This window comes from Lysobacter sp. 5GHs7-4, from assembly GCF_021284765.1.
Classification (GTDB): domain Bacteria; phylum Pseudomonadota; class Gammaproteobacteria; order Xanthomonadales; family Xanthomonadaceae; genus Lysobacter.
This window is the reverse complement of the sequence record NZ_CP089924.1, coordinates 2,165,601-2,184,429: the sequence shown is the minus strand read 5'-3', so window position 1 is coordinate 2,184,429 and position 18,829 is coordinate 2,165,601. Positions and strand designations below refer to the sequence as shown.

The following is an 18,829-nucleotide window of genomic DNA, read 5'->3' as shown; positions in this document are numbered from 1 at the left end:
CCCTGCCCGCCCCCCACCGCGCACGATCCGCCTTCCGCTTCTGCGCCCATCGCCAGGCGACGATGAACCCGTCGCCGCGGCCGCTGCACGACCGCGGGACCGGGCGCCGGCAGCGGCCGCTCCTGCGCGCGCCTGCGAGGCTGTATCTTCTCGACCTACGCGCAGGACGCGCGGCGCCCCGCCCGCCCCCGGCCGGCGGACGCGACGCCCACGAGCTGCGCGATCCCGACTGAACCGCCCTACTTCGTATTCGCACTCATGATCGTCGGCATCGACTTAGGCACCACCCACTCCCTGATCGGTCAGTACGGACCGGACGGTCCGAAGCTGATCCCCAATGCCTTGGGCGAGTTGCTCACGCCCTCGGTGGTCAGCGTCGACGACGACGGCGCGATCATCGTCGGCCGCGCCGCGCAGGAGCGCATGGTCTCGCACCCGCAGCGCAGCGTCGGCGCCTTCAAGCGTTGGATGGGCACCGACCGCCGCACCGCGCTGGGCCAGCACGCATTCCGCCCTGAGGAGCTGTCGGCGCTGATCCTCAAATCGCTGCTGGCCGACGCGCAGGCGCATCTGGGCGAACGCATCGACGAGGCCGTGATCAGCGTGCCGGCCTATTTCTCCGACAGCCAGCGCAAGGCCACGCGCATCGCCGGCGAACTGGCCGGGATCAAGGTCGAGCGCCTGATCAACGAACCCACCGCCGCCGCGCTGGCCTATGGCCTGCAGCAGCGCAGCGAGGGCCGTTACCTGGTGTTCGACCTGGGCGGCGGCACCTTCGACGTCTCGATCCTGGAAATGTTCGAGGGCGTGATGGAAGTGCATGCCAGCGCCGGCGACAACTTCCTGGGCGGCGAGGATTTCTCGCGCGCGATGCGCGACGCCTTCCTGCGCGATCAGGACCTGCCGCTGGAACGGCTGACCCTGGCCGAGTTGGCGCAACTGGAGCGCCGCCTGGAATTGGCCAAGCGCGAGCTGGCGCACGGCCACGAAGCGGTGGTCGAACTAAGCCTGCAACGCGAGCCGCGCCGCTGGCGCATCGACGAGCACGCCTTCGCCCAACTCTGCGACCCGCTGGTGCAGCGCCTGCGCGCGCCGCTGGAGCGCGCCATGCGCGACGCCAAGCTGCGCCCGGACCAGCTCGACGAGATCGTGCTGGTGGGCGGCGCCTCGCGCATGCCGCTGGCCGCGCGTCTGGTCTCGCGCATGTTCGGCCGCCTGCCGCTGCGCCACGTCAATCCGGACGAGGCGATCGCGATGGGCGCCTGCGTGGCCGCCGGCATGAAGGCGCGCGACGAATCGCTGGAGGAGATCATCCTCACCGACGTGTGCCCGCACACGCTGGGCGTGAACACCGCCGAGGAGACCGGCAACGGCCAGCACGTCAGCGGCGTGTTCTCGCCCATCATCCACCGCAACAGCACGGTGCCGGTGAGCCGGGTGGAGCGCTACTACCCCTTGCGCGACGGCCAGCGCGAGGTCGAGTTCGAGATCTACCAGGGCGAAAGCCCGCGGGTGGAGAACAACGTGCGCCTGGGCAAGGTGTCGATCGAGATTCCGGCCAAGCGCCGCAACGAGAATCCGGTGGACATCCGTTTCACCTACGACATCAACGGCCTGTTGCAGGTCGAGGCCACCGCGCTGTCCACCGGACTGACCCGCGAAGTGGTGCTGGAGAAGAACCCTGGCGTGCTGTCGCCCGAGGAAATCCGCGTGCGCCTGGCGGCTCTGACGGCGATCAAGATCCACCCGCGCGACCAGCAGGAAAACATCGCGGTGATCGCGCGCGCCGAGCGCCTGTACGAGGAGTTGCTGTGGGCGCGCGACCAGCTGCAATCGGCGCTGGTGCGTTTCCGCACCCTGCTGGACAGCCAGGATCTGCGCGATATCGCCGAGCAGCGCAGCCAGTTCGCCGCGTTCCTGGATCAGGTCGAAGCCCAGGGCTACGCGTGAGTCCGTATCAGTTGCTGGGCTTGGATGAAACCGCTGACGAACGTCAGATCAAGCGCGCCTATGCTGCGGCCCTGCGCACGGCACGGCCAGACGAAGATCCGGAACGGTTCCAACAGATAAACGAAGCGTATCAGGCCGCGCTGGAACTGCATTTACGACGCGGTGGCACGGTTGCGGTTTCGCAGGCCTTGCCGGTGGGCGAGACGCGAACGGGCTGGAACAGTGGCCCGATCACAATCGATCCGACCAAGCCTACCGCCGCACCTTATCTGGCGGCGATGCCTGCCCCTTCGTATGTATCGCTGCCGCAGGCGGTGGCGAGCATGATCGAGGCGGCGAGCAAAGAGGGCGGCCCGCAGTTCGCCCAGTGGTTGACGCAGTACGCGCCTTTGTATTCGTTGGAGTTCAAGGCCGAGGCCGCCATCGCCCTGATGCGCACCTTGATCATGAACTTCGAAACACGGCTGCCAGCGGACGCACTGGATGCGATCGCGGAATTTTTCGATTTAGGCGGTATCGGCAACTATCCGGAGCCGGTGCGCGCCGCGCTCCAATCGCTGCGGCTCCGTTCGCAATTCGACTTCCCCACGTTCCTGACCAAGCTGCGGAAGCACCGGCGCACGCCGCCGGATCTACGGGTCTGGCTGAACTCGCAGCCCTACTTTAACGATCTTGCATTGCGAAACGACACGGCGCAGCGAGTTCGCGAGTGGTTGACGGCCGACGACAGTTTTTTTTTAGAACCGCGATGCATGGAAGTTCTGACGGAATTCTTCGGACTGCAGGACGACCAACTGCTGCGAGATCGCAACCTGGCGCGCAACGTAATTGCCACCGAAAACGTCGACTTTATGGCGACGCGAGGACCGATCGCGATCAGGCAGCTAAAGCGAAAATTTAGCGTCCTCCAGGCCTTCGTTGCAGCAGCCGTACCGGGGACGGCGCCAGCGGTCGTACGCATCGCCGAGTTTCTCCATGATCGCTACCACGGCTTTCACCCCAAGATCAGTCGCCGACAGTACGAATTCTTTGTCGAGTTGACCGACAGCGGTCCATGGAACCAGTTGCGCTGGACCGTGGTGGCACTGCGCATGGCCATGGCTTTCGCACTGTGGTTAGTGGCCAGCCTCGTCAATCTCAAAGAGCTGGCGCTCGGCGGCAGCGCATTGTTTGCGGCGGCTGTGGGCGTGATCAGCGCGGCGTCGATTTTTACCGGAGCATGGGGGCACCGGCACTATCGGCTACGCAGGGGATGCCTGCGTGCCGCGCCTATCCTGGAACCTTAGCCTGCTCGTGATAGACGATTCCTTCACCCTCCTGCAGTTGGATGCTGGCGCAGATGAGCGCGCAATCAAGCGTGCCTACGCCCGGCGTTTGCGCGAGACCCGGCCGGACGAGGATCCCATCGCGTTTCAAGCGCTGAACGAAGCCTATCGCCAATGCCTGGATCACGTCGCTTGGCGCACCAAGAGCGGCGAGGACAGCGGCGACGAAGGTTGGGGGGACGACCAGGACGCAAGCTCCGTAGATGCGGGTGGCACGGCATCGGCCGACACGTTGACGATGCGGATTACACCCGAGGCGCTGGCCGCCGCCCTACGCCTGGACCGACAACTTCTCACCGAAGCGTCTGCCTTGGACTCGATGGCCCCGGATACCGATGACGATGACGAGTTCGAAGGCGGGGACCGCTACTATGCCCTGGACCACGACAAATTCATTGCCGGCCTGTTGGAAGCCTCCAGCGTCGGCAGCGCCGCCGACGTGCACCGCTGGCTGCAGGCGCACCCGGCCTTCTACGCCGTCGGCGCGCGCGAGGCGTTGGCGCCGCAGGTGCTGAGTGCGCTGATCGAGGCGCCGGAGTTGCCGCCGCGCCACCTCGCCGCCCTGCTGCATTTCTTCGGTCTGGACGAAGTGGGTCACGAGCGCGATTGGCTGTGGCCTCGGATTGCCGAGCTGCAAGCGCGCGCGCGCATGACGCCCGAACACACCGCCGCCGCCAACGAACTGTTCGGCCAGCCCAAGTCCATCGAAGAAGAAGGCAGCGGTGGCTGGGATGGCTGGAAGATCTGGTTGATCATGATGGTGTTCATCGCGCTGATGCGTATGGTCGCGTCTATGGTCCGCTGATGCGCGACGCTTTCATCCTGCTCGGTCTGGTACCCGGCGCCGACGCGTCGGCGATCAAGCGCGCCTACGCTCAGCGCCTGCGCAAGACCCGGCCCGACGAGGACCCCGTCGCGTTCCAGGCGCTGAACGAGGCCTACCGCCGCTGTCTGGAGATCGCGGCCGGGCGCGGCGACGAGGACGACGAGGGTTACCACCTGCACGCGGACGAAGCCGAGGCTGCGGCGGATGCGCCGTTCGTGGCGGACGTGCCGGAGGTGCGTGACGAAACCGCGACCGCCCCCGTCGCCGACGACAAGGACGACGAGGCGCCGCAGTTCATCCGCGTGCGTTTCGACGTGCACGATTTCCTGCGCGAATTGCACGAACGCGCGCAGCACGATCCGGCGCCGGCGCTGGACGCCTGGCTGCGCGGCCTGGAACCGCTGTACTCGTTGGAACTCAAGCGCGCCCTGCACGAGCCGGTGGCCGCCCTGCTCGCCGACGAGGAGCCGCTGCCGCCGCAGACCATGCGCCTGATCATGCAGTTCTTCGACCTGGACGAAGTGTCGCAAGGCGACGACTGGCGCCGTCGCCGTCTGGCCGAACGTCTGCATCTGGCCCAGGAGTCGCTGGCGCTGGAGCAAGAAATCGCGCGCTACGCCACGCCGCGCGAGAAGGCGGTGGATCGCTTGCTGATGCGCGAACTGCTGGGACCGCGCCATTGGCTACGACGGCTGTTCCTGCTGCTGGTGCCGCTGCTGCCGTCGCGCGCGCTGCACCTGGCGCGCACGCTGCTGGCCGACTATCCCAACTTCGCCGGCGAGCGGCTCAGCGAAGAAAGCGTGCGCTATTGGGAGCGCGCTGCCGACCGCGACAGCCTGGACTGGCGCCGCCTGATGGTGGCGCCGCTGCGGGTTCCGTTCTACTACCTGGGCCTGATCGGTCTGTTGCCGATGCTGCCGACCGGCGGCGTCCATCCCTTGCAAGCGATGGCGACGCACTGCACGGTGCTGGCAACGACGCTGCTGACGTTCGTATCGCTGACCACCGCGACCCGGCGGCTGGCCGAGCATCTGGAGCGCGAGCGCGGCTGGTATCCGGGATTGGTGTACACCGGCCTGTGGTTCACCGGCACCCTGATCGCCAGCCTGTGGTGGCCGAACGCGGCGATCGCGCTGCTGGTGGCCATCGGTTATGTCTGGTCGCTGCCGCGCGCATGGATCGAACATCTGGTGGTCGCCGCGGCGATGGCCAGCGGTGCGTTCGTGGTCTACGCGTTCGGCCGGCTCGTGGTGGACAGCGGCCAAACCGACGCGCTGGAAATCGTCAGCGGCGCCTACGCCGGCGCGATTCCGATCCTGCACGACCTGATCTACGCAAGATTCAAACGCACCACGCTCGACGAAACGCGACGCCAGCTGGGCTGGCTGGGCAAGATCGCGATCGCGCAGGTGCTGCTGGCGATGGCGTGGCCGCTGTGCTTCAGTCTCTTGAAAGACTGATCCGCATCCGCGCGCCCTATTCATCGTCCTGAAAAATTTCTGAATCATTCTGCGCCTGCGCGAGGTGCAACTGTGCGGTATCAAGCGCGCAAATCCGCGTTGTTGTTGGCGCATAGCGCGGCGTGTCGAAACTGAATCCGCGACGCGGATTTTTGCTGCACGGATTGGTGAGCCGCATCACATCGGTCGCGTTGTATCAGCGTGTTAGGCTCCAGAGCTCACCCTCGCTGTCACCCGTTCTTCACCCGAACGTTCCCCCGAACCAGAGGACGCCGCGTCATGGCCGTTTTCAATCAGCCCAACCCGCCCAAGCGTGAGACGCTTCCGCCGATGCAACCGGAGACCGCGCTCAAGCGCGAGCCGGACACGGCCAACGAGATCAGTTTCGGCCAGGCGTCCACGCCGGCGCCGGCACCGTTCGCCAACACCGCTCCGGCGCCGTCGTATGCGGCCAAGCCGGCCGAACGCGAAGGCGGCAAGGAGTCGCTGATCGCCTCCGACCTGTCGATCGAAGGCAAGATCCAAGGCTCGGGCCACATCCGCATCGCCGGCCGCTTCAAGGGCGACGTGCAAGTCGACGGCGATCTCACCATCGAAGTCGGCGCCAAATTGAACGGCGGCGTGCGCGCGCGCAAGGTCGTGATCGCGGGCGAACTGGAAGGCAACATCGACGCCGCGCAGCGCGTCGAACTGCTGGAGGGCGGCACGATGGTCGGCGACGTCAAGGCCGGCGTGGTCACCGTGGCGCCGGGTTCGCGCATGCGCGGCCAGGTCGAGTTCGGCTTCGACGACAAGGACGGCAAGTCCGCCGACAAGAGCGACAAGGGCGGCAAATCGGAGAACGGCGCCGGCGCATGAACGCCGCACGCCCGGGCCTGCCCGGGGCGACGCGCACCTGTCCGCACTGCAAGACCACGATCCTCGACAGCGCCAACGTCTGCCCCGCCTGCAAGCACCATCTCAAGTTCGACCCGGACGCGCTGCAACAGGCGGCGGCGAAGTTTTCGCCGCTGCATGTCGAAGGCACGATCCACGCGCCCGCCGAGGGCGCGTGGGAATACACCATGCTGCTGTCGATCCGCGACGAAGACGGGCATGAGATCACCCGCCAGGTGGTCGGCGTGGGCGCGTTGTTTCCGGGCGAGCAACGGACTTTCACTTTAGCCGTCGAGGCCGTGGCCGCGACCGGCTACAAAGCGGTCAAGCGCAAGCGCTGATCCGCCATCGCGATCACGCTTCGGCGGTGCCGGCGTTTGTTGCGCCGGCCGCGCCGCGCTAGCATTCCGTCGACACGCAGCCACCGCCCCGCGCCGACGCGCGGCGCCGCGGCGCGTGAGACAGGACAGCCTCTACAAGGAGCCGTAGTCATGACCAAGTCGCTGATCGACGAGATCGGGCGCGAACGCGCGAACGAATTGATGCAGGAGGCGATGGCCAAGGCCGCCGCCGAGACCGACGCGCTCGGCCTGCCGCATGTGGTCGAAGTGAACGGAGTGTGGTGCAAGCAGTACCCGGACGGTCGGATCGAGCCGATCGGTGGGGAGGCTGGCCATGCCGCCGAGTGAGCGCCCGCGCATGACCGTGCTGGCCGGGCCCAACGGCTCCGGCAAGAGCACCGTGACCGACGCGTTGATGGACAGCCCGGCGTTCCCGGCCATTTACGTCAACGCCGACGACATCGGCAAATGGCTGGACAAGCCCAGCAACGACGCCAGCCTCAAGCTGCGCACGCCCGCCATCACCGAGGAAGACCGCGCCGCCTACAAGCGTGATGCACCGGGCATGGCCACCAGCCTGATCGAGCGCGAACGCGAACGCGGCGTCGAACTCTCGCAAGCCGGCGCCGAGCGACGGGTGAACGAGGGCTACGCCGCCAACCTGGCCGACCGCGCCCGGGCCACGGCGGTACAGGGCGACCGGCCGTTCGCGTTCGAGAGCGTGATGTCCACGCCGGGCAAGCTCGCCCTGTTCGACGAGGCGCGCAACAAGGGCTTCGATGTCGACCTGGTATTCGTGACCACCGCCAGCGGCGAGATCAACAAGCAGCGCGTGCAGGACCGCGTCGCCAAGGGCGGGCACCCGGTCGACGTGGCCAAGATCGGCGAGCGCTACGAGCGCGCCATGGATCTGCTGCCGCTGGCGGTGGAGAAGTCCAAGACTGCGCAGATCTTCGACAACAGCGTGCACGGCAAGGCGCCCAAGCTGGTCGCCGAGAAACTGCCCGACGGCAGCATGCGCTATCCGCAGGGCGACGAAACCCCGCGTTGGGTCAACGAGCGCCTGCGCGTGCCACTGGAACAGCGCGAGAAATCGCGCGCCGAGCTGACGGAGTTCTCGTCGCGCTCGGGGCTGCCGATCTACGACGCCGACATCGACCGCGGTGCGACCTACAAGGGCCTGGTCGCCAAGACCACCGACCAGCACGTGATGCAGTTCGTGCCCGGCAAGGCCAAGGGCGACGGCTACCTGGTGCTGCACGACCGCAGCGTGGCGCCGCCCGGCGACTACGCCGCCCTGCAGCGCCCTGAGCACCGCGGCACCCAGGTCGAAATCGGCTATCCCTTCGGCGTCGACGGCAAACTGCCGCCGGGCACGCATGTGACCGCGCCCGCGGTGGCGCAGGCGCAGGTTCAAGCGCAGCCGCAGCCAGGGCAGATGCCGCCGCCGGGGCAGGATCCGCCGGCGCAGGGGCCGCGGTCGAAGCTGTGAGGCGTATCCACAGCGAGAAAGCCCCGCGATGATCGCGGGGCTTTTCTTTTGCGGCGAGCAGAAGCCCCCCTAGCCCCCTCTACAAAGGGGGAACGCTTACGCGGTAAGTTCGAAGTCGACGCTCTTAGCTTCCCCCTTTGGAAAAAGGGGGATTGAGGGGGATTTGCTCTTAGCACCGGCGACGCAGCGCCAGCCCAGCCCTCAGTCCGCCGGCCCGCAGCTATCGCAGCCCGCGCAGTTCGGACCCGACGCGCTGGGCACCGGTGCGATCGCGCGGCCGAGGCGGCGCATCCAGGACGGGCGGCCGTCGCGCACCAGCGGCAGCGCGCAGGCGATGCGCAGGCGGCGCACGCCGCCGGGGAACTGCTTCTTCGCGACCACGACCGCGCTGACGACCACCGCCAGCGCGATCACCACGTATTGCGCGAACAGTCCGGCGTCCATGCTCAGCCCGCGCCCAGCGCGACGGCGACCTGATAGGTCACGAGCGAGGCCAGATAGGCCAGCGCGAACAGGTAGCCGGCGCTGATCGCGACCTGCTTCCAGGAGTTGGTCTCGCGCCGGATCGTGGCCAGGGTGGAGATGCACTGCGGCGCATAGATGAACCACACCAGCAGCGACAGCGCGGTCGCCAGCGACCAGCCGTCGGTGATGATCGGCGTCAGTGCCTGCGCAGCGGCATCGTCGTCGGCGGCCGACAGCGCGTACACCGTGGCCAGCGAGGACACCGCGACTTCGCGCGCGGCCAAGCCCGGGATCAGGGCGATGCAGATCTGCCAGTTGAAGCCGATCGGCGCGAACACCGCGGTCATGGCGTGGCCGATGCGGCCGGCGAAGCTGTAGTCGATCGCCGGCATGGTCGCGTCGGCGGGCGCACCGGGGAACGACAGCAGGAACCACAGCAGCACGGTCAGCGCCAGGATGATGCCGCCGACCCGGCGCAGGAAGATCCAGGCGCGCTCCCACAGGCCGATCAGCAGATCGCGCGGGTGCGGGATGCGGTAGGAGGGCAGTTCCAGCAGCAGCGCATGCTCGCCCTTGTCGCGGCGCCACTTCTTCATCACCCACGACACCATCAGCGCGCTGAGTATGCCGGCCGCGTACAGCGCGAACAGCACCAGGCCCTGCAGGTTGAGCACGCCCAGCACCTTTTGCTGCGGTATGAAGGCGCCGATCAGCAGCGCGTATACCGGCAGGCGCGCCGAGCAGGTCATCAGCGGCGCGACCAGGATGGTCGCCAGGCGGTCGCGCGGATCCTGGATGGAACGCGTGGCCATGATGCCGGGAATCGCGCAGGCGAAACTGGACAGCAAGGGAATGAAGGATCGGCCCGACAAACCGGCGCCGGCCATCATGCGGTCCAGCAGGAACGCCGCGCGCGGCAGGTAGCCGGATTCTTCCAGCGCGAGAATGAAAGCGAACAGGATCAGAATCTGCGGCAGGAACACGATCACGCCGCCGAGGCCGGCGATGATGCCGTCCACCATCAGGCTCTTCAGCGGACCGTCCGGCATCGCCCCGCCGACGAAGTCGCCCGCCAGCGCCGTGCCGGCCTCGATCAGGTCCATCAGCGGCGTGGCCCAGGCGTAGACCGCCTGGAAGATCAGGAACATCACCACCGCCAGCGACAGCAGGCCCAGCACCGGATGCAACAGCCAACGATCCAGGGTGTCGTCGATCTCGGCGGTGCGGCGCGGCATGGTCACCGCCAGCGACAGCAGGCGCCGGGTTTCGGCATGCAGGTCTTCCGGCTGCAGGCCCTGCGTCGGCTCGCCGTGCGGCGCATGCGCCATGTCCGTGACGCGATCCAACATCGCCACCAGTTCGCGCGCGCCATTGCGGCGCACCGCCACCGTCGGCACCACCGGCACGCCGAGCTCGCGCTCCAGCACGGCCAGATCGACGTCGATGCCGCGGCGCTTGGCCGCGTCCATCATGTTGACGGCCAGCACCATCGGCCGGCCGAGCTCGCGCAGTTCCAGGGCGAAGCGCAGGTGCAGGCGCAGGTTGGTGGCGTCGACCACGCAGACCATCACGTCGGGTGCGGGTTCGCCGGGATAGAAGCCGCGGCACAGGTCGCGCGTGACCGCTTCGTCCAGGCTGGCGGCGTGCAAGCTGTAGGCGCCGGGCAGATCAAGCACGGCGTAGCTGCGGCCCGAGGGCGCATGCAGGCGCCCTTCCTTGCGCTCGACGGTGACGCCGGCGTAGTTGGCGACCTTCTGGCGGCTGCCGGTGAGCAGGTTGAACAACGCGGTCTTGCCGCAGTTCGGGCTGCCGACCAGGGCCACGCGCGGCACTCCCGGCGCGGCGGCGGCTTGCATCGTGGCGGCATGGCTCATGCGTCGCTCCCGCCCGCGTCGGGCTGGCTTTGGACCGGCTCGTTCCGAACCGTCTCACTTCCGATCGGTTGACTCCCGATCGGTTGAATCCTGATCCGCGCCGCCTCGCTACGGCGCAGGGCGAAACGGGTGAAACCGATCTGGATCAGCAGCGGCTCGGCGGAAATCGGCCCGGCGGCCATCACCTCGACGCGCTCGCCCTTGACGAAACCCAGCTCGCGCAGACGCCGCGCGATCGCGTCGTTCGGGGCCTGGTCTTCGACGGACTCGACCATGGCCGCGACACGCCGCGGCAGTTCGGACAATTTCAAGGTTGCACCAATGGACACGATGTCATGGACGGCGACCGCGGCCGGACACAAATAGGAATTGTTCTCATTCTAGCATCGCCGGCCGTACCGGGGCGGATCGCGGCGGGCGCCGGCTATCATTCGCCAGACTCCACACATCGGTCCCCCGCCCGCGATGAACCATCCGCTGCTGAGTTTGCGCGAGGGCCCGCTGGCCCGGCTGCGCCTGAACCGCCCGGCCCTGCACAACGCCTTCGACGCGGTCCTGATCGCCGCCCTGACCGGCGCGCTGGAAGCCGTGGCGCACGACGACACGGTGCGGGTGGTGGTGCTGGAAGGCGATGGCGCCTCGTTCTCGGCCGGCGCCGACCTCAACTGGATGCGCGGCATGGCCGCGGCCAGCGAAGCGGTCAACCGCGACGACGCCCTGGCCCTGGCGCGGCTGATGCGCACCCTGGACGAACTGCCCAAGCCGACCATCGCCCGCGTGCACGGCGCGGCCTTCGGCGGCGGCGTCGGCCTGGTCGCCTGCTGCGACATCGCCATCGGCGCGCCCGAGGCGAAATTCGGCCTGACCGAAAGCAAGCTCGGCCTGTTGCCGGCGGTGATCTCGCCCTACGTGATCGAGGCGATCGGCGCGCGCCAGGCGCGGCGCTGGTTCGCGACCGCGGAAATCTTCGATGCCGACACCGCACTGGCGATCGGCCTGCTGCACGCGGTGATGCCGGCCGACCAGCTCGACGCCGCGGTGCAGCGCCAGATCGACTTGCTGCTCAAGGCCGGCCCGGTCGCGGCGGCCCAGGCCAAGGCGCTGGTGCGGCGCGTGGCCGCGCACGGCGACCGCGACCGTCACGATTCGGACAACGCCGACCTGATCGCGCGCCTGCGCGTCTCACCCGAGGGTCAGGAAGGCCTGGGCGCGTTCCTGGACAAGCGCAAGCCGGCCTGGATTCCCTGAGCCCCCTTACTACGCCGCAAGGAGCCGCATCGTGATCGACCACCTGGGATTGAACGTCGCCGACTATCCGCGCGCGAAAGCCTTCTACACCGCCGTGCTGGCCACGCTGGGCCACGAGCCGGTGATGGAAGTGACCAAGGAACAAAGCGGCGGCTACGAGGGTTGCGGCTTCGGCCCGCCGCGGCAGCCCAAGTTCTGGATCGGCACTGGCGAAGCCCGCACCGGCGGCGCGCACGTGTGCTTCACCGCCGCCAGCCGCGCGCAAGTGGATGCCTTCCACGCCGCTGCGCTGAGCAACGGCGCGCGCGACAACGGCGCCCCCGGCCTGCGCCCGCACTACCACCCGAACTATTACGGCGCCTTCGCCTACGACCTGGACGGGCACAACATCGAGGCGGTCTGCCACTTGCCCGAGGCTTGAGGCGCGTAGTGCTGCGATTGCGCTCGCCGGCGCGGCGCTGTCCGCGAAGATCGAAATGGGTGCCGGTTTTCGCCGGAACGACGGGTTATGGATAGCCCCACCGCATCCGGCGGCACCGGAAACAGCGAACGCCGGACTGCGGGCCGCGAACGAAGGCAGCCGTTGGGCCCAGCCGGTTTCCCCACTGCGGCGTATGGCAGCTTCCACGTGCCACCGGATCGCATAAGCGGGCCGCCCGTCGCGCAAACGCCGGTCCGCGCCCGGCCGCCGACAGGACAGCGGCCCTCGCCTTCGGCGAGAATCGACGCATCGCGCCGGCCCGCCGCCGCGGCACGCCTCCCTTTCCACGCGCGCCCGCGCAACGACACGCGAACCCGCCCATGTTCAGCAAGATCCTGATCGCCAACCGCGGCGAAATCGCCTGCCGCGTGATCCGCACCTGCCGCCGCCTGGGCATTCGCACGGTCGCGGTGTACTCCGACGCCGACGCCGATGCCCAGCACGTGCGCCAGGCCGACGAGGCCTACCCGATCGGCGGCCCGCGCCCGGCCGACAGTTACCTGCGCGGCGACGCCATCATCGAGGTCGCGCTGCGCAGCGGCGCCCAAGCCGTGCATCCGGGCTACGGCTTCCTCAGCGAGAACGCCGACTTCGCCGACGCGGTCGCGGCCGCGGGCCTGGCCTTCATCGGCCCGGCCGGCGCCTCGATGCGCAAGATGGGCAGCAAGGCCGGCGCCAAGGAGCTGATGCAGGCGGCCGGCGTGCCGGTGGTGCCCGGCTACACCGGTGCCGACCAGACCCCCGACCTGCTGCACCGCGAAGCCGACGCGATCGGCTACCCGCTGATGATCAAGGCCGCGCACGGCGGCGGCGGCAAGGGCATGCGCATCGTGCGCGCCAGCGACGAGTTCCTGGCGCACCTGGAGAGCTGCCAGCGCGAAGCGCGCAACGCCTTCGGCCGCGACCGCGTGCTGCTGGAGCGCTACGTCGAGCAGCCGCGCCACATCGAGATCCAGATCTTCGGCGACGGCCACGGCCAGGTGATCCACCTCAACGAGCGCGAGTGCTCGGCCCAGCGCCGCTACCAGAAGGTGCTGGAGGAATCGCCGTCGGCGTTCCTGAGCCCGCAGCTGCGCCAAGCCATGGGCGCGGCCGCGGTGCAGGCCGGACACGCGATCGACTACGTCAACGCCGGCACGGTCGAGTTCATCGTCGGCCAGGACGGCGGCTTCTACTTCATGGAGATCAACACCCGCCTGCAGGTCGAGCACCCGGTCACCGAGTACGTGACCGGCCTGGACCTGGTCGAATGGCAGCTGCGCGTGGCCGCCGGCGAGCCGCTGCCGCTGGGCCAGGACGCGATCGCGCAGCGCGGCCATGCGATCGAGGTGCGCCTGTACGCCGAAGACCCGGAGGCCGGCTTCCTGCCCGGTTCCGGCCGCCTCGAGCGCCTGCGCCTGCCCACGCCCGACGCGCACGTGCGCATCGATTCGGGCGTGATCGAAGGCGATACCGTCACCATCTTCTACGACCCGATGATCGCCAAACTCATCGTCGCCGACGTCGACCGCCCCAGCGCGCTGGCGCGCCTGCGCGCGGCGCTGGCGCAGTGCGAGATCGCCGGGCCCAAGTCGAACATCGAATTCCTGGAGCGCCTGGCGCGCCATCCGGCCGTGGTCGAAGGCCGCATCGACACCGGCTACCTCGACCGCCACCTCGACGAATTCATGCCGGCCGCCGACGCACCGGCGGGCGAGGACGCCGACGACCTGCTGATCGCCGCGACCGTGGCCGAACTGCTGGCGCAGGAACGCGACACCCGCCGCCGCGCCGCCGCCTCCAACGATCCCGAATCGCCGTGGGCGATCGCCGACGGCTGGCGCCTGGGCCACGGCGGCCGCCGCAGCCTGGCCTTCCTGCACCGCGACGAGCGCCTGGAGCTGCACGCCCAGGGCAGCGCCGGCGACTACCGCATCGAGCAGGCCGGCCGCAGCCGTCAGGTCCAGGGCGCGCGCCAGGGCGCGGACGGCCTGAGCCTGCGCATTGACGGCCGTTCGCGCCGTTTCGCGTTACTGGGAGATGAGCGCCGGGTGGTGGTCCACGACGGCGAGCGCCGGCTGCGCTTGCTGCCGGTCCCGATGTATCGTCACGAATCGGCCGCGGCGGCCGGCACCGGCAACCACGTGGTCGCCCCAATGCCCGGCCGCGTGGTGGTGGTCAAGGCCGCCGCCGGCGACACGGTCGAAGCCGGGCAGGAGCTCATGGTGATCGAAGCGATGAAGATGGAACTCAGCCTCAAGGCCCCGCGCGCCGGCACGGTCGCCGAAGTGCGCGCCGCGGCCGGCGAGTTCGTCGAAGCCGATGCCGTACTGGTGGCGCTGGAGGCATGAACCTGCGCCCCGCCCTCATCGGCTTGCTCGCGCTGACGCTGTCGGCCTGCGTCGGCTTCGAGCACGCGCCCGCCGCCGCCCTGTCCTGCGATCCGGACCTGGTCGGAACCTGGCGCCCGAAGGGCGACGGTCCCGGCCGCCCCGCCGTGGTCGACCGCGATTGCCGCGCGCAATGGCCGGTGGAAGACGGCAAGACCGTCGAGCTGAGCTTGCGCGGTTACATCGCCGGTCCGCACCGCTACTTGGTGCTGTCTCCGCGCGACGCCGAACGCGCGCTCGGCGGCGACGCGCCGCAGGGCCTGGCCGCCAGCGTGCCGCCGGGCGGCGTGTTTCTGGTCCTGTACAGAATCGAGGGCGAACGCCTGCGCGCCTGGCTGCCCGATACGCGTGCGGTCCAACGCAGCATCGAGGCGCGCACGCTGAAAGGCCGCAAGCCCTCGCCCCAGGACAGTTCGGTGCTGGTCAGCAGCAACGGCCGCGCGCTCGCGCGCGTGCTCGCGCATGGGCCGGAGCCGGTATTCGGCGCGCTCGACAAACAGCCGCCGGCACTGAACGCCGAGCGCGTCACAGGAGCCGCACCATGACCCCTTCGGTCCGCATCGTCGAAGTCGGCCCGCGCGACGGCCTGCAGAACGAAAAGGCGCAGATCGCCACCGCCGACAAGATCGCCCTGATCGATCGCCTGTCCGCGACCGGCCTGCGCAGCATCGAGGCGACCAGCTTCGTCAGCCCGAAGTGGGTGCCGCAGTTGGCCGATGCCGCCGAGGTGTTCACCGGCATCCACCGCAAGGCCGGCGTGCACTACCCCGTGCTGGTGCCCAACGAACAGGGTTACGACCGCGCGCGCGCGGTCGGCGTGGAGGAGATCGCGGTGTTCACCGCCGCCTCGGAAGCGTTCAACCAGAAGAACATCAACGCCAGCATCGACGAATCGCTGGCGCGCTTCGCGCCGGTGATGGAGCGCGCGCGCGCCGACGGCGTGGCGGTGCGCGGCTACGTCTCCACCGTGCTGGGCTGCCCCTACCAGGGCGCGGTGCCGGTGGCCGACGTGGTGCGCGTGGCCAAGGCCCTGCACGCGATGGGCTGCTACGAAATCTCGCTGGGCGACACCATCGGCGTGGGCACGCCGGGCAAGGCGCGCGCGATGCTGAAAGCGGTGGCGGCGGAAGTGCCGATGGCGGCGCTGGCGGTGCATTTCCACGACACCTACGGCCAGGCCCTGTCCAACATCCTGTCCTGCCTGGAAGAAGGCGTGGCGGTGGTCGACTCGGCCGTGTCCGGCACCGGCGGCTGCCCCTACGCCAAGGGCGCCAGCGGCAACGTCGCCAGCGAGGACGTGGTCTACATGCTGCACGGCCTGGGCATCGAGACCGGCGTGGATTTGAACGCCCTGGCCGACACCGGCCGCTGGCTGGCCGGGCTGCTGGGCCGCGAAACCGGCAGCAAGGTCGGCAAGGCGCTGGCGGCCCCATGAACCAGCGCGCGCCCGGGAGCGAACCGACCGCAACGCCGTCGCCGGTGGATGCGGCCGCGACCCTGGCGGCGCTGGAACTGGCCAGCCACGACAGCAGTCTGTCGGAGGCCACGCGCGCCCTGCTGCTGCAGGCCGCCGAGGCCATCCGCAGCAGCAGCGACGACGCCGACGTCGCCCACACGCGCTACCGCGCGGTGTTCGACGCCGTGCCCGACCCGGTCAGCATCCTCGACGAAGTCGGCACCGTGCTCGACCTCAACAAGGCCGGCATGGCCGCCTACCGCCGGCCGCGCGACCAGATCGTCGGTCAGCCCATCCACGTGCTCAACCCCGAGCTGCCGCACGACCATCTCAACCCGGTCTGGGAAACCCTCAACCGCGGCGAGACCTACGTCATCGAAGTCACCAACATGCGCGGCGACGGCAGCCGTTTCCCGGTCGAAGTGCATTCGGCGGGGTTCGAGCACGAGGGCCGGCGCTGCATCGTGGCGGTGGCGCGCGACCTCAGCGGCCGCCGCGACGCCGAGCTGCGCTACCGCGAGCTGATGGAAACCATCGACCGCGGCATCGTCGTGCACGATCCCGATTTCCGCGTGATCTACGCCAACGGCGCGGCCATGCGCATCATGGGCATGACCCACCAGCACAGCGCCGACGAAGAGATGCGCGGCGAGCACTGGATGGTGATCGACGAGCACGGCCGCGAACTGAGCCAGAAGGAATTCCCGGCCCAGCGCGCGCTGGACACCGGCAAGCGCGTCGACAGCGTGGTGCTGGGCCTGTATCACCGCGAGCGCCGCAACCTGATCTGGCTCACGGTGACCTCGCTGCCGCAGTTCCCGGCCGGCGGCAACCGCCCGCATCAGGTGATGTCGATGTTCACCGACGTCACCGCGATCAAGCGCGACAGCGCCCTGTTCGACCGCGCCCAAAGCCTGGCCCACATCGGCGGCTGGGAATGGGAGGCCGGCCCCGATCAGCTGTATCTGACCGAGGAAGCGCAGCGCATCCTCGGTCACGACCCGGTGCCGGCCGACATGGGCGCGATGCTGCAATGCCTGCGCCCGGCCGACCGCCAGCGCCTGCGCGATGCGCTCGACCACGCGATCGCGTTCGGCCGCAACCTCGATCTGGAACTGCAGGGCATGCGCGCCGACGGCCGCGGCTTCTGGGTGCGCACCATCGCCCAGGCCGAGGCCGGCGACACGCTCAACGCGCGCCTGATCGGCACCCTGCAGGACATCACCGAACGCAAGCACGACGAAGAAAACCTGCGCATCCAGGCGCGCAGCGATCCGCTCACCGGCCTGCTCAACCGCGACGCCGTGCTGTCGGAGCTGGAAAGCCGGCTGGACGATCCCAACCGCGCCGCGCTGGCCGTGCTGTACATCGACCTGGACCGCTTCAAAGTGGTCAACGACGTGCTCGGCCACGCCGCCGGCGACCGCCTGCTGGCCTCGGCCGCGCGCCGCATCCAGCGCGCGGTCGGCAGCGAAGGCCTGATCGCGCGCTTCGGCGGCGACGAGTTCCTGGTGGTGTGCGAGACCGGCAACGACCCGGCGCGCCCGGAGCGCCTGGCCGATTCCATCCTCGAGATCTTCGGCGACAGCTTCCGCCTGGACGGCGAGGAATTCAGCATCACCGCCAGCATCGGCATCGCCCAGGCGCCGCTCGACGGCGTGCGCTCGCAGCAGCTGATCCAGAGCGCCGACGTGGCCATGTACGACAGCAAGCGCCGCGGCCGCAACGGCTGGCAGAGCTTCAACCCGGAATTGGCCGAACAGCAGCTGCACCGCCTGCAATTGGAAACCCACCTGCGCCGCGCCGTCCACAACGACGAGTTCCATCTGGTCTACCAGCCGCAGGTCGACCTGGCCAACGGCTCGGTGGTGGCGGTGGAAGCGCTGATCCGCTGGCGCAACCAGTCGCTGGGCGAAATGCGCCCCGACCGTTTCATCGACCACGCCGAAACCACCGGCGACATCGTCGGCATCGGCGGCTGGGTGCTGAAGGAAGCCTGCCGCCAGTTGCGGCGCTGGCACGAGCGCGGCCTGGACGTGCACCGCGTCGCGGTCAACGTCTCCTACCGCCAGTTCCTGGGCGAGGACCTGGCCAGCAGCGTGGCCGCGGCGCTGGCCGAATCCGGCCTGCCCGGCAGCGCGCTGGAACTGGAATTCACCGAGCGCGTGCTGATCGAAGACGTGCCCGACACCATGCGCACCTTCCACTCCCTGCGCGAGATGGGCGTGATGCTGACCATCGACGATTTCGGCGAGGGCTACAGCGCGCTCAACTACCTGCGCCGTCTGCCCATCCACGGCCTCAAGCTCAGCCAGCTGTTCGTGCAGGGCGTGCCCGACAACCAGTCCGACGTCGCGGTCTGCCAGGCCGTCACCGGCATCGCCCGCAGCCTGGGCCTGGGCCTGGTCGCCGAGGGCGTGGAAACCGAACGCCAGCGCGCCTTCTTGCTCAAGCTCGGCGTGGAAGTCGGCCAAGGCTTCTTGTTCGCGCCCGGCCTGATGCCGGACGAGCTGCAGCAGTACTACCGCTCGCCGCTTGCGTTGCCGGGTTGAGGAAGCAGACACGCCTGGCGTGGACTCTGAAGTGGCGTGCCTAAGTCACTGGATTCTCGGCCACCGAAAATAAAGCGGAGCCTGCTTTCGCGGGGATGATGAGCAAGGACGAGT

17 protein-coding genes and 1 pseudogene are annotated in these 18,829 nt (G+C 68.9%); 14 read left to right on the top strand and 4 right to left on the bottom strand.

The features are described 5' to 3' along the window. Window positions 1-258: 258 nt before the first annotated feature. From LVB77_RS09870 to LVB77_RS09855, 4 genes are read left to right on the top strand one after another with little or no spacing between them, the layout of a single operon-like run. Window positions 259-1,950 (top strand): molecular chaperone HscC, encoded by a 1,692-nt coding sequence (locus tag LVB77_RS09870; protein ID WP_232909948.1) that lies wholly within the window; start codon window positions 259-261, stop codon window positions 1,948-1,950. After that, on the top strand, window positions 1,947-3,236 hold the full coding sequence (locus LVB77_RS09865) for a J domain-containing protein (RefSeq protein WP_232909947.1): 1,290 nt from the start codon (window positions 1,947-1,949) through the stop codon (window positions 3,234-3,236). Before LVB77_RS09870 ends, LVB77_RS09865 begins: the two co-directional genes overlap by 4 nt. Next, window positions 3,211-4,080, top strand: a complete 870-nt coding sequence (locus LVB77_RS09860) for a J domain-containing protein (protein ID WP_232909946.1) — start codon at window positions 3,211-3,213, stop codon at window positions 4,078-4,080. Before LVB77_RS09865 ends, LVB77_RS09860 begins: the two co-directional genes overlap by 26 nt. Then, window positions 4,080-5,561: a J domain-containing protein gene (locus LVB77_RS09855; protein ID WP_232909945.1), complete on the top strand. Its 1,482-nt coding sequence runs from the start codon at window positions 4,080-4,082 to the stop codon at window positions 5,559-5,561. Before LVB77_RS09860 ends, LVB77_RS09855 begins: the two co-directional genes overlap by 1 nt. Before the next feature lie 16 nt (window positions 5,562-5,577). Here LVB77_RS09855 and LVB77_RS09850 read toward each other — a convergent pair whose 3' ends face one another. Then, window positions 5,578-5,739, bottom strand: a complete 162-nt coding sequence (locus LVB77_RS09850) for a hypothetical protein (RefSeq protein ID WP_232909944.1) — start codon at window positions 5,737-5,739, stop codon at window positions 5,578-5,580. Window positions 5,740-5,891: 152 nt separating this feature from the next. Between LVB77_RS09850 and LVB77_RS09845 the strand changes: the two genes are divergently transcribed. From LVB77_RS09845 to LVB77_RS09830, 4 genes are all read left to right on the top strand, one after another. Further along, window positions 5,892-6,419 (top strand): polymer-forming cytoskeletal protein, encoded by a 528-nt coding sequence (locus LVB77_RS09845; RefSeq protein ID WP_232910238.1) that lies wholly within the window; start codon window positions 5,892-5,894, stop codon window positions 6,417-6,419. Then, on the top strand, window positions 6,416-6,778 hold the full coding sequence (locus LVB77_RS09840) for a hypothetical protein (RefSeq protein WP_232909943.1): 363 nt from the start codon (window positions 6,416-6,418) through the stop codon (window positions 6,776-6,778). The genes LVB77_RS09845 and LVB77_RS09840 overlap by 4 nt, the downstream gene beginning before the upstream one ends. Window positions 6,779-6,928: 150 nt before the next feature. After that, window positions 6,929-7,126, top strand: coding sequence for a hypothetical protein (locus LVB77_RS09835; protein ID WP_232909942.1), 198 nt, complete (start codon window positions 6,929-6,931; stop codon window positions 7,124-7,126). Then, complete coding sequence (locus tag LVB77_RS09830; protein WP_232909941.1) at window positions 7,113-8,270, top strand: AAA family ATPase; 1,158 nt, start codon at window positions 7,113-7,115, stop codon at window positions 8,268-8,270. Before LVB77_RS09835 ends, LVB77_RS09830 begins: the two co-directional genes overlap by 14 nt. 201 nt (window positions 8,271-8,471) lie before the next feature. On the opposite strand, the gene LVB77_RS09825 is transcribed toward LVB77_RS09830, so the two are convergent. The 3 genes and pseudogenes from LVB77_RS09825 to LVB77_RS09815 form a co-directional block, all read right to left on the bottom strand. Then, the gene (locus LVB77_RS09825; RefSeq protein ID WP_232909940.1) at window positions 8,472-8,714 is read right to left on the bottom strand and encodes a DUF6587 family protein; all 243 of its coding nucleotides are present in this window, start codon (window positions 8,712-8,714) and stop codon (window positions 8,472-8,474) included. Window positions 8,715-8,716: 2 nt separating this feature from the next. Then, window positions 8,717-10,591, bottom strand: a complete 1,875-nt coding sequence (locus LVB77_RS09820) for a ferrous iron transporter B (protein ID WP_232910236.1) — start codon at window positions 10,589-10,591, stop codon at window positions 8,717-8,719. A gap of 101 nt (window positions 10,592-10,692) precedes the next feature. Continuing rightward, a pseudogene (locus tag LVB77_RS09815) lies at window positions 10,693-10,920 on the bottom strand (FeoA family protein); the annotation flags it as partial. A gap of 154 nt (window positions 10,921-11,074) precedes the next feature. Here LVB77_RS09815 and LVB77_RS09810 point away from each other — a divergent pair. From LVB77_RS09810 to LVB77_RS09785, 6 genes are all read left to right on the top strand, one after another. Beyond that, window positions 11,075-11,857 carry an enoyl-CoA hydratase-related protein gene (locus LVB77_RS09810; RefSeq protein ID WP_232909939.1) on the top strand — a complete coding sequence of 261 codons (783 nt, stop codon included), beginning with the start codon at window positions 11,075-11,077 and terminating at the stop codon, window positions 11,855-11,857. A 31-nt stretch (window positions 11,858-11,888) separates the two neighbouring features. Then, window positions 11,889-12,278 carry a VOC family protein gene (locus tag LVB77_RS09805; RefSeq protein ID WP_232909938.1) on the top strand — a complete coding sequence of 130 codons (390 nt, stop codon included), beginning with the start codon at window positions 11,889-11,891 and terminating at the stop codon, window positions 12,276-12,278. Window positions 12,279-12,658: 380 nt separating this feature from the next. Next, the gene (locus LVB77_RS09800; protein ID WP_232909937.1) at window positions 12,659-14,668 is read left to right on the top strand and encodes a biotin carboxylase N-terminal domain-containing protein; all 2,010 of its coding nucleotides are present in this window, start codon (window positions 12,659-12,661) and stop codon (window positions 14,666-14,668) included. Beyond that, complete coding sequence (locus tag LVB77_RS09795; RefSeq protein WP_232909936.1) at window positions 14,665-15,252, top strand: hypothetical protein; 588 nt, start codon at window positions 14,665-14,667, stop codon at window positions 15,250-15,252. The genes LVB77_RS09800 and LVB77_RS09795 overlap by 4 nt, the downstream gene beginning before the upstream one ends. Next, complete coding sequence (locus tag LVB77_RS09790) at window positions 15,249-16,142, top strand: hydroxymethylglutaryl-CoA lyase (protein ID WP_232909935.1); 894 nt, start codon at window positions 15,249-15,251, stop codon at window positions 16,140-16,142. Before LVB77_RS09795 ends, LVB77_RS09790 begins: the two co-directional genes overlap by 4 nt. Continuing rightward, the gene (locus LVB77_RS09785) at window positions 16,139-18,715 is read left to right on the top strand and encodes an EAL domain-containing protein (RefSeq protein WP_232909934.1); all 2,577 of its coding nucleotides are present in this window, start codon (window positions 16,139-16,141) and stop codon (window positions 18,713-18,715) included. The genes LVB77_RS09790 and LVB77_RS09785 overlap by 4 nt, the downstream gene beginning before the upstream one ends. Window positions 18,716-18,829: the final 114 nt, after the last annotated feature.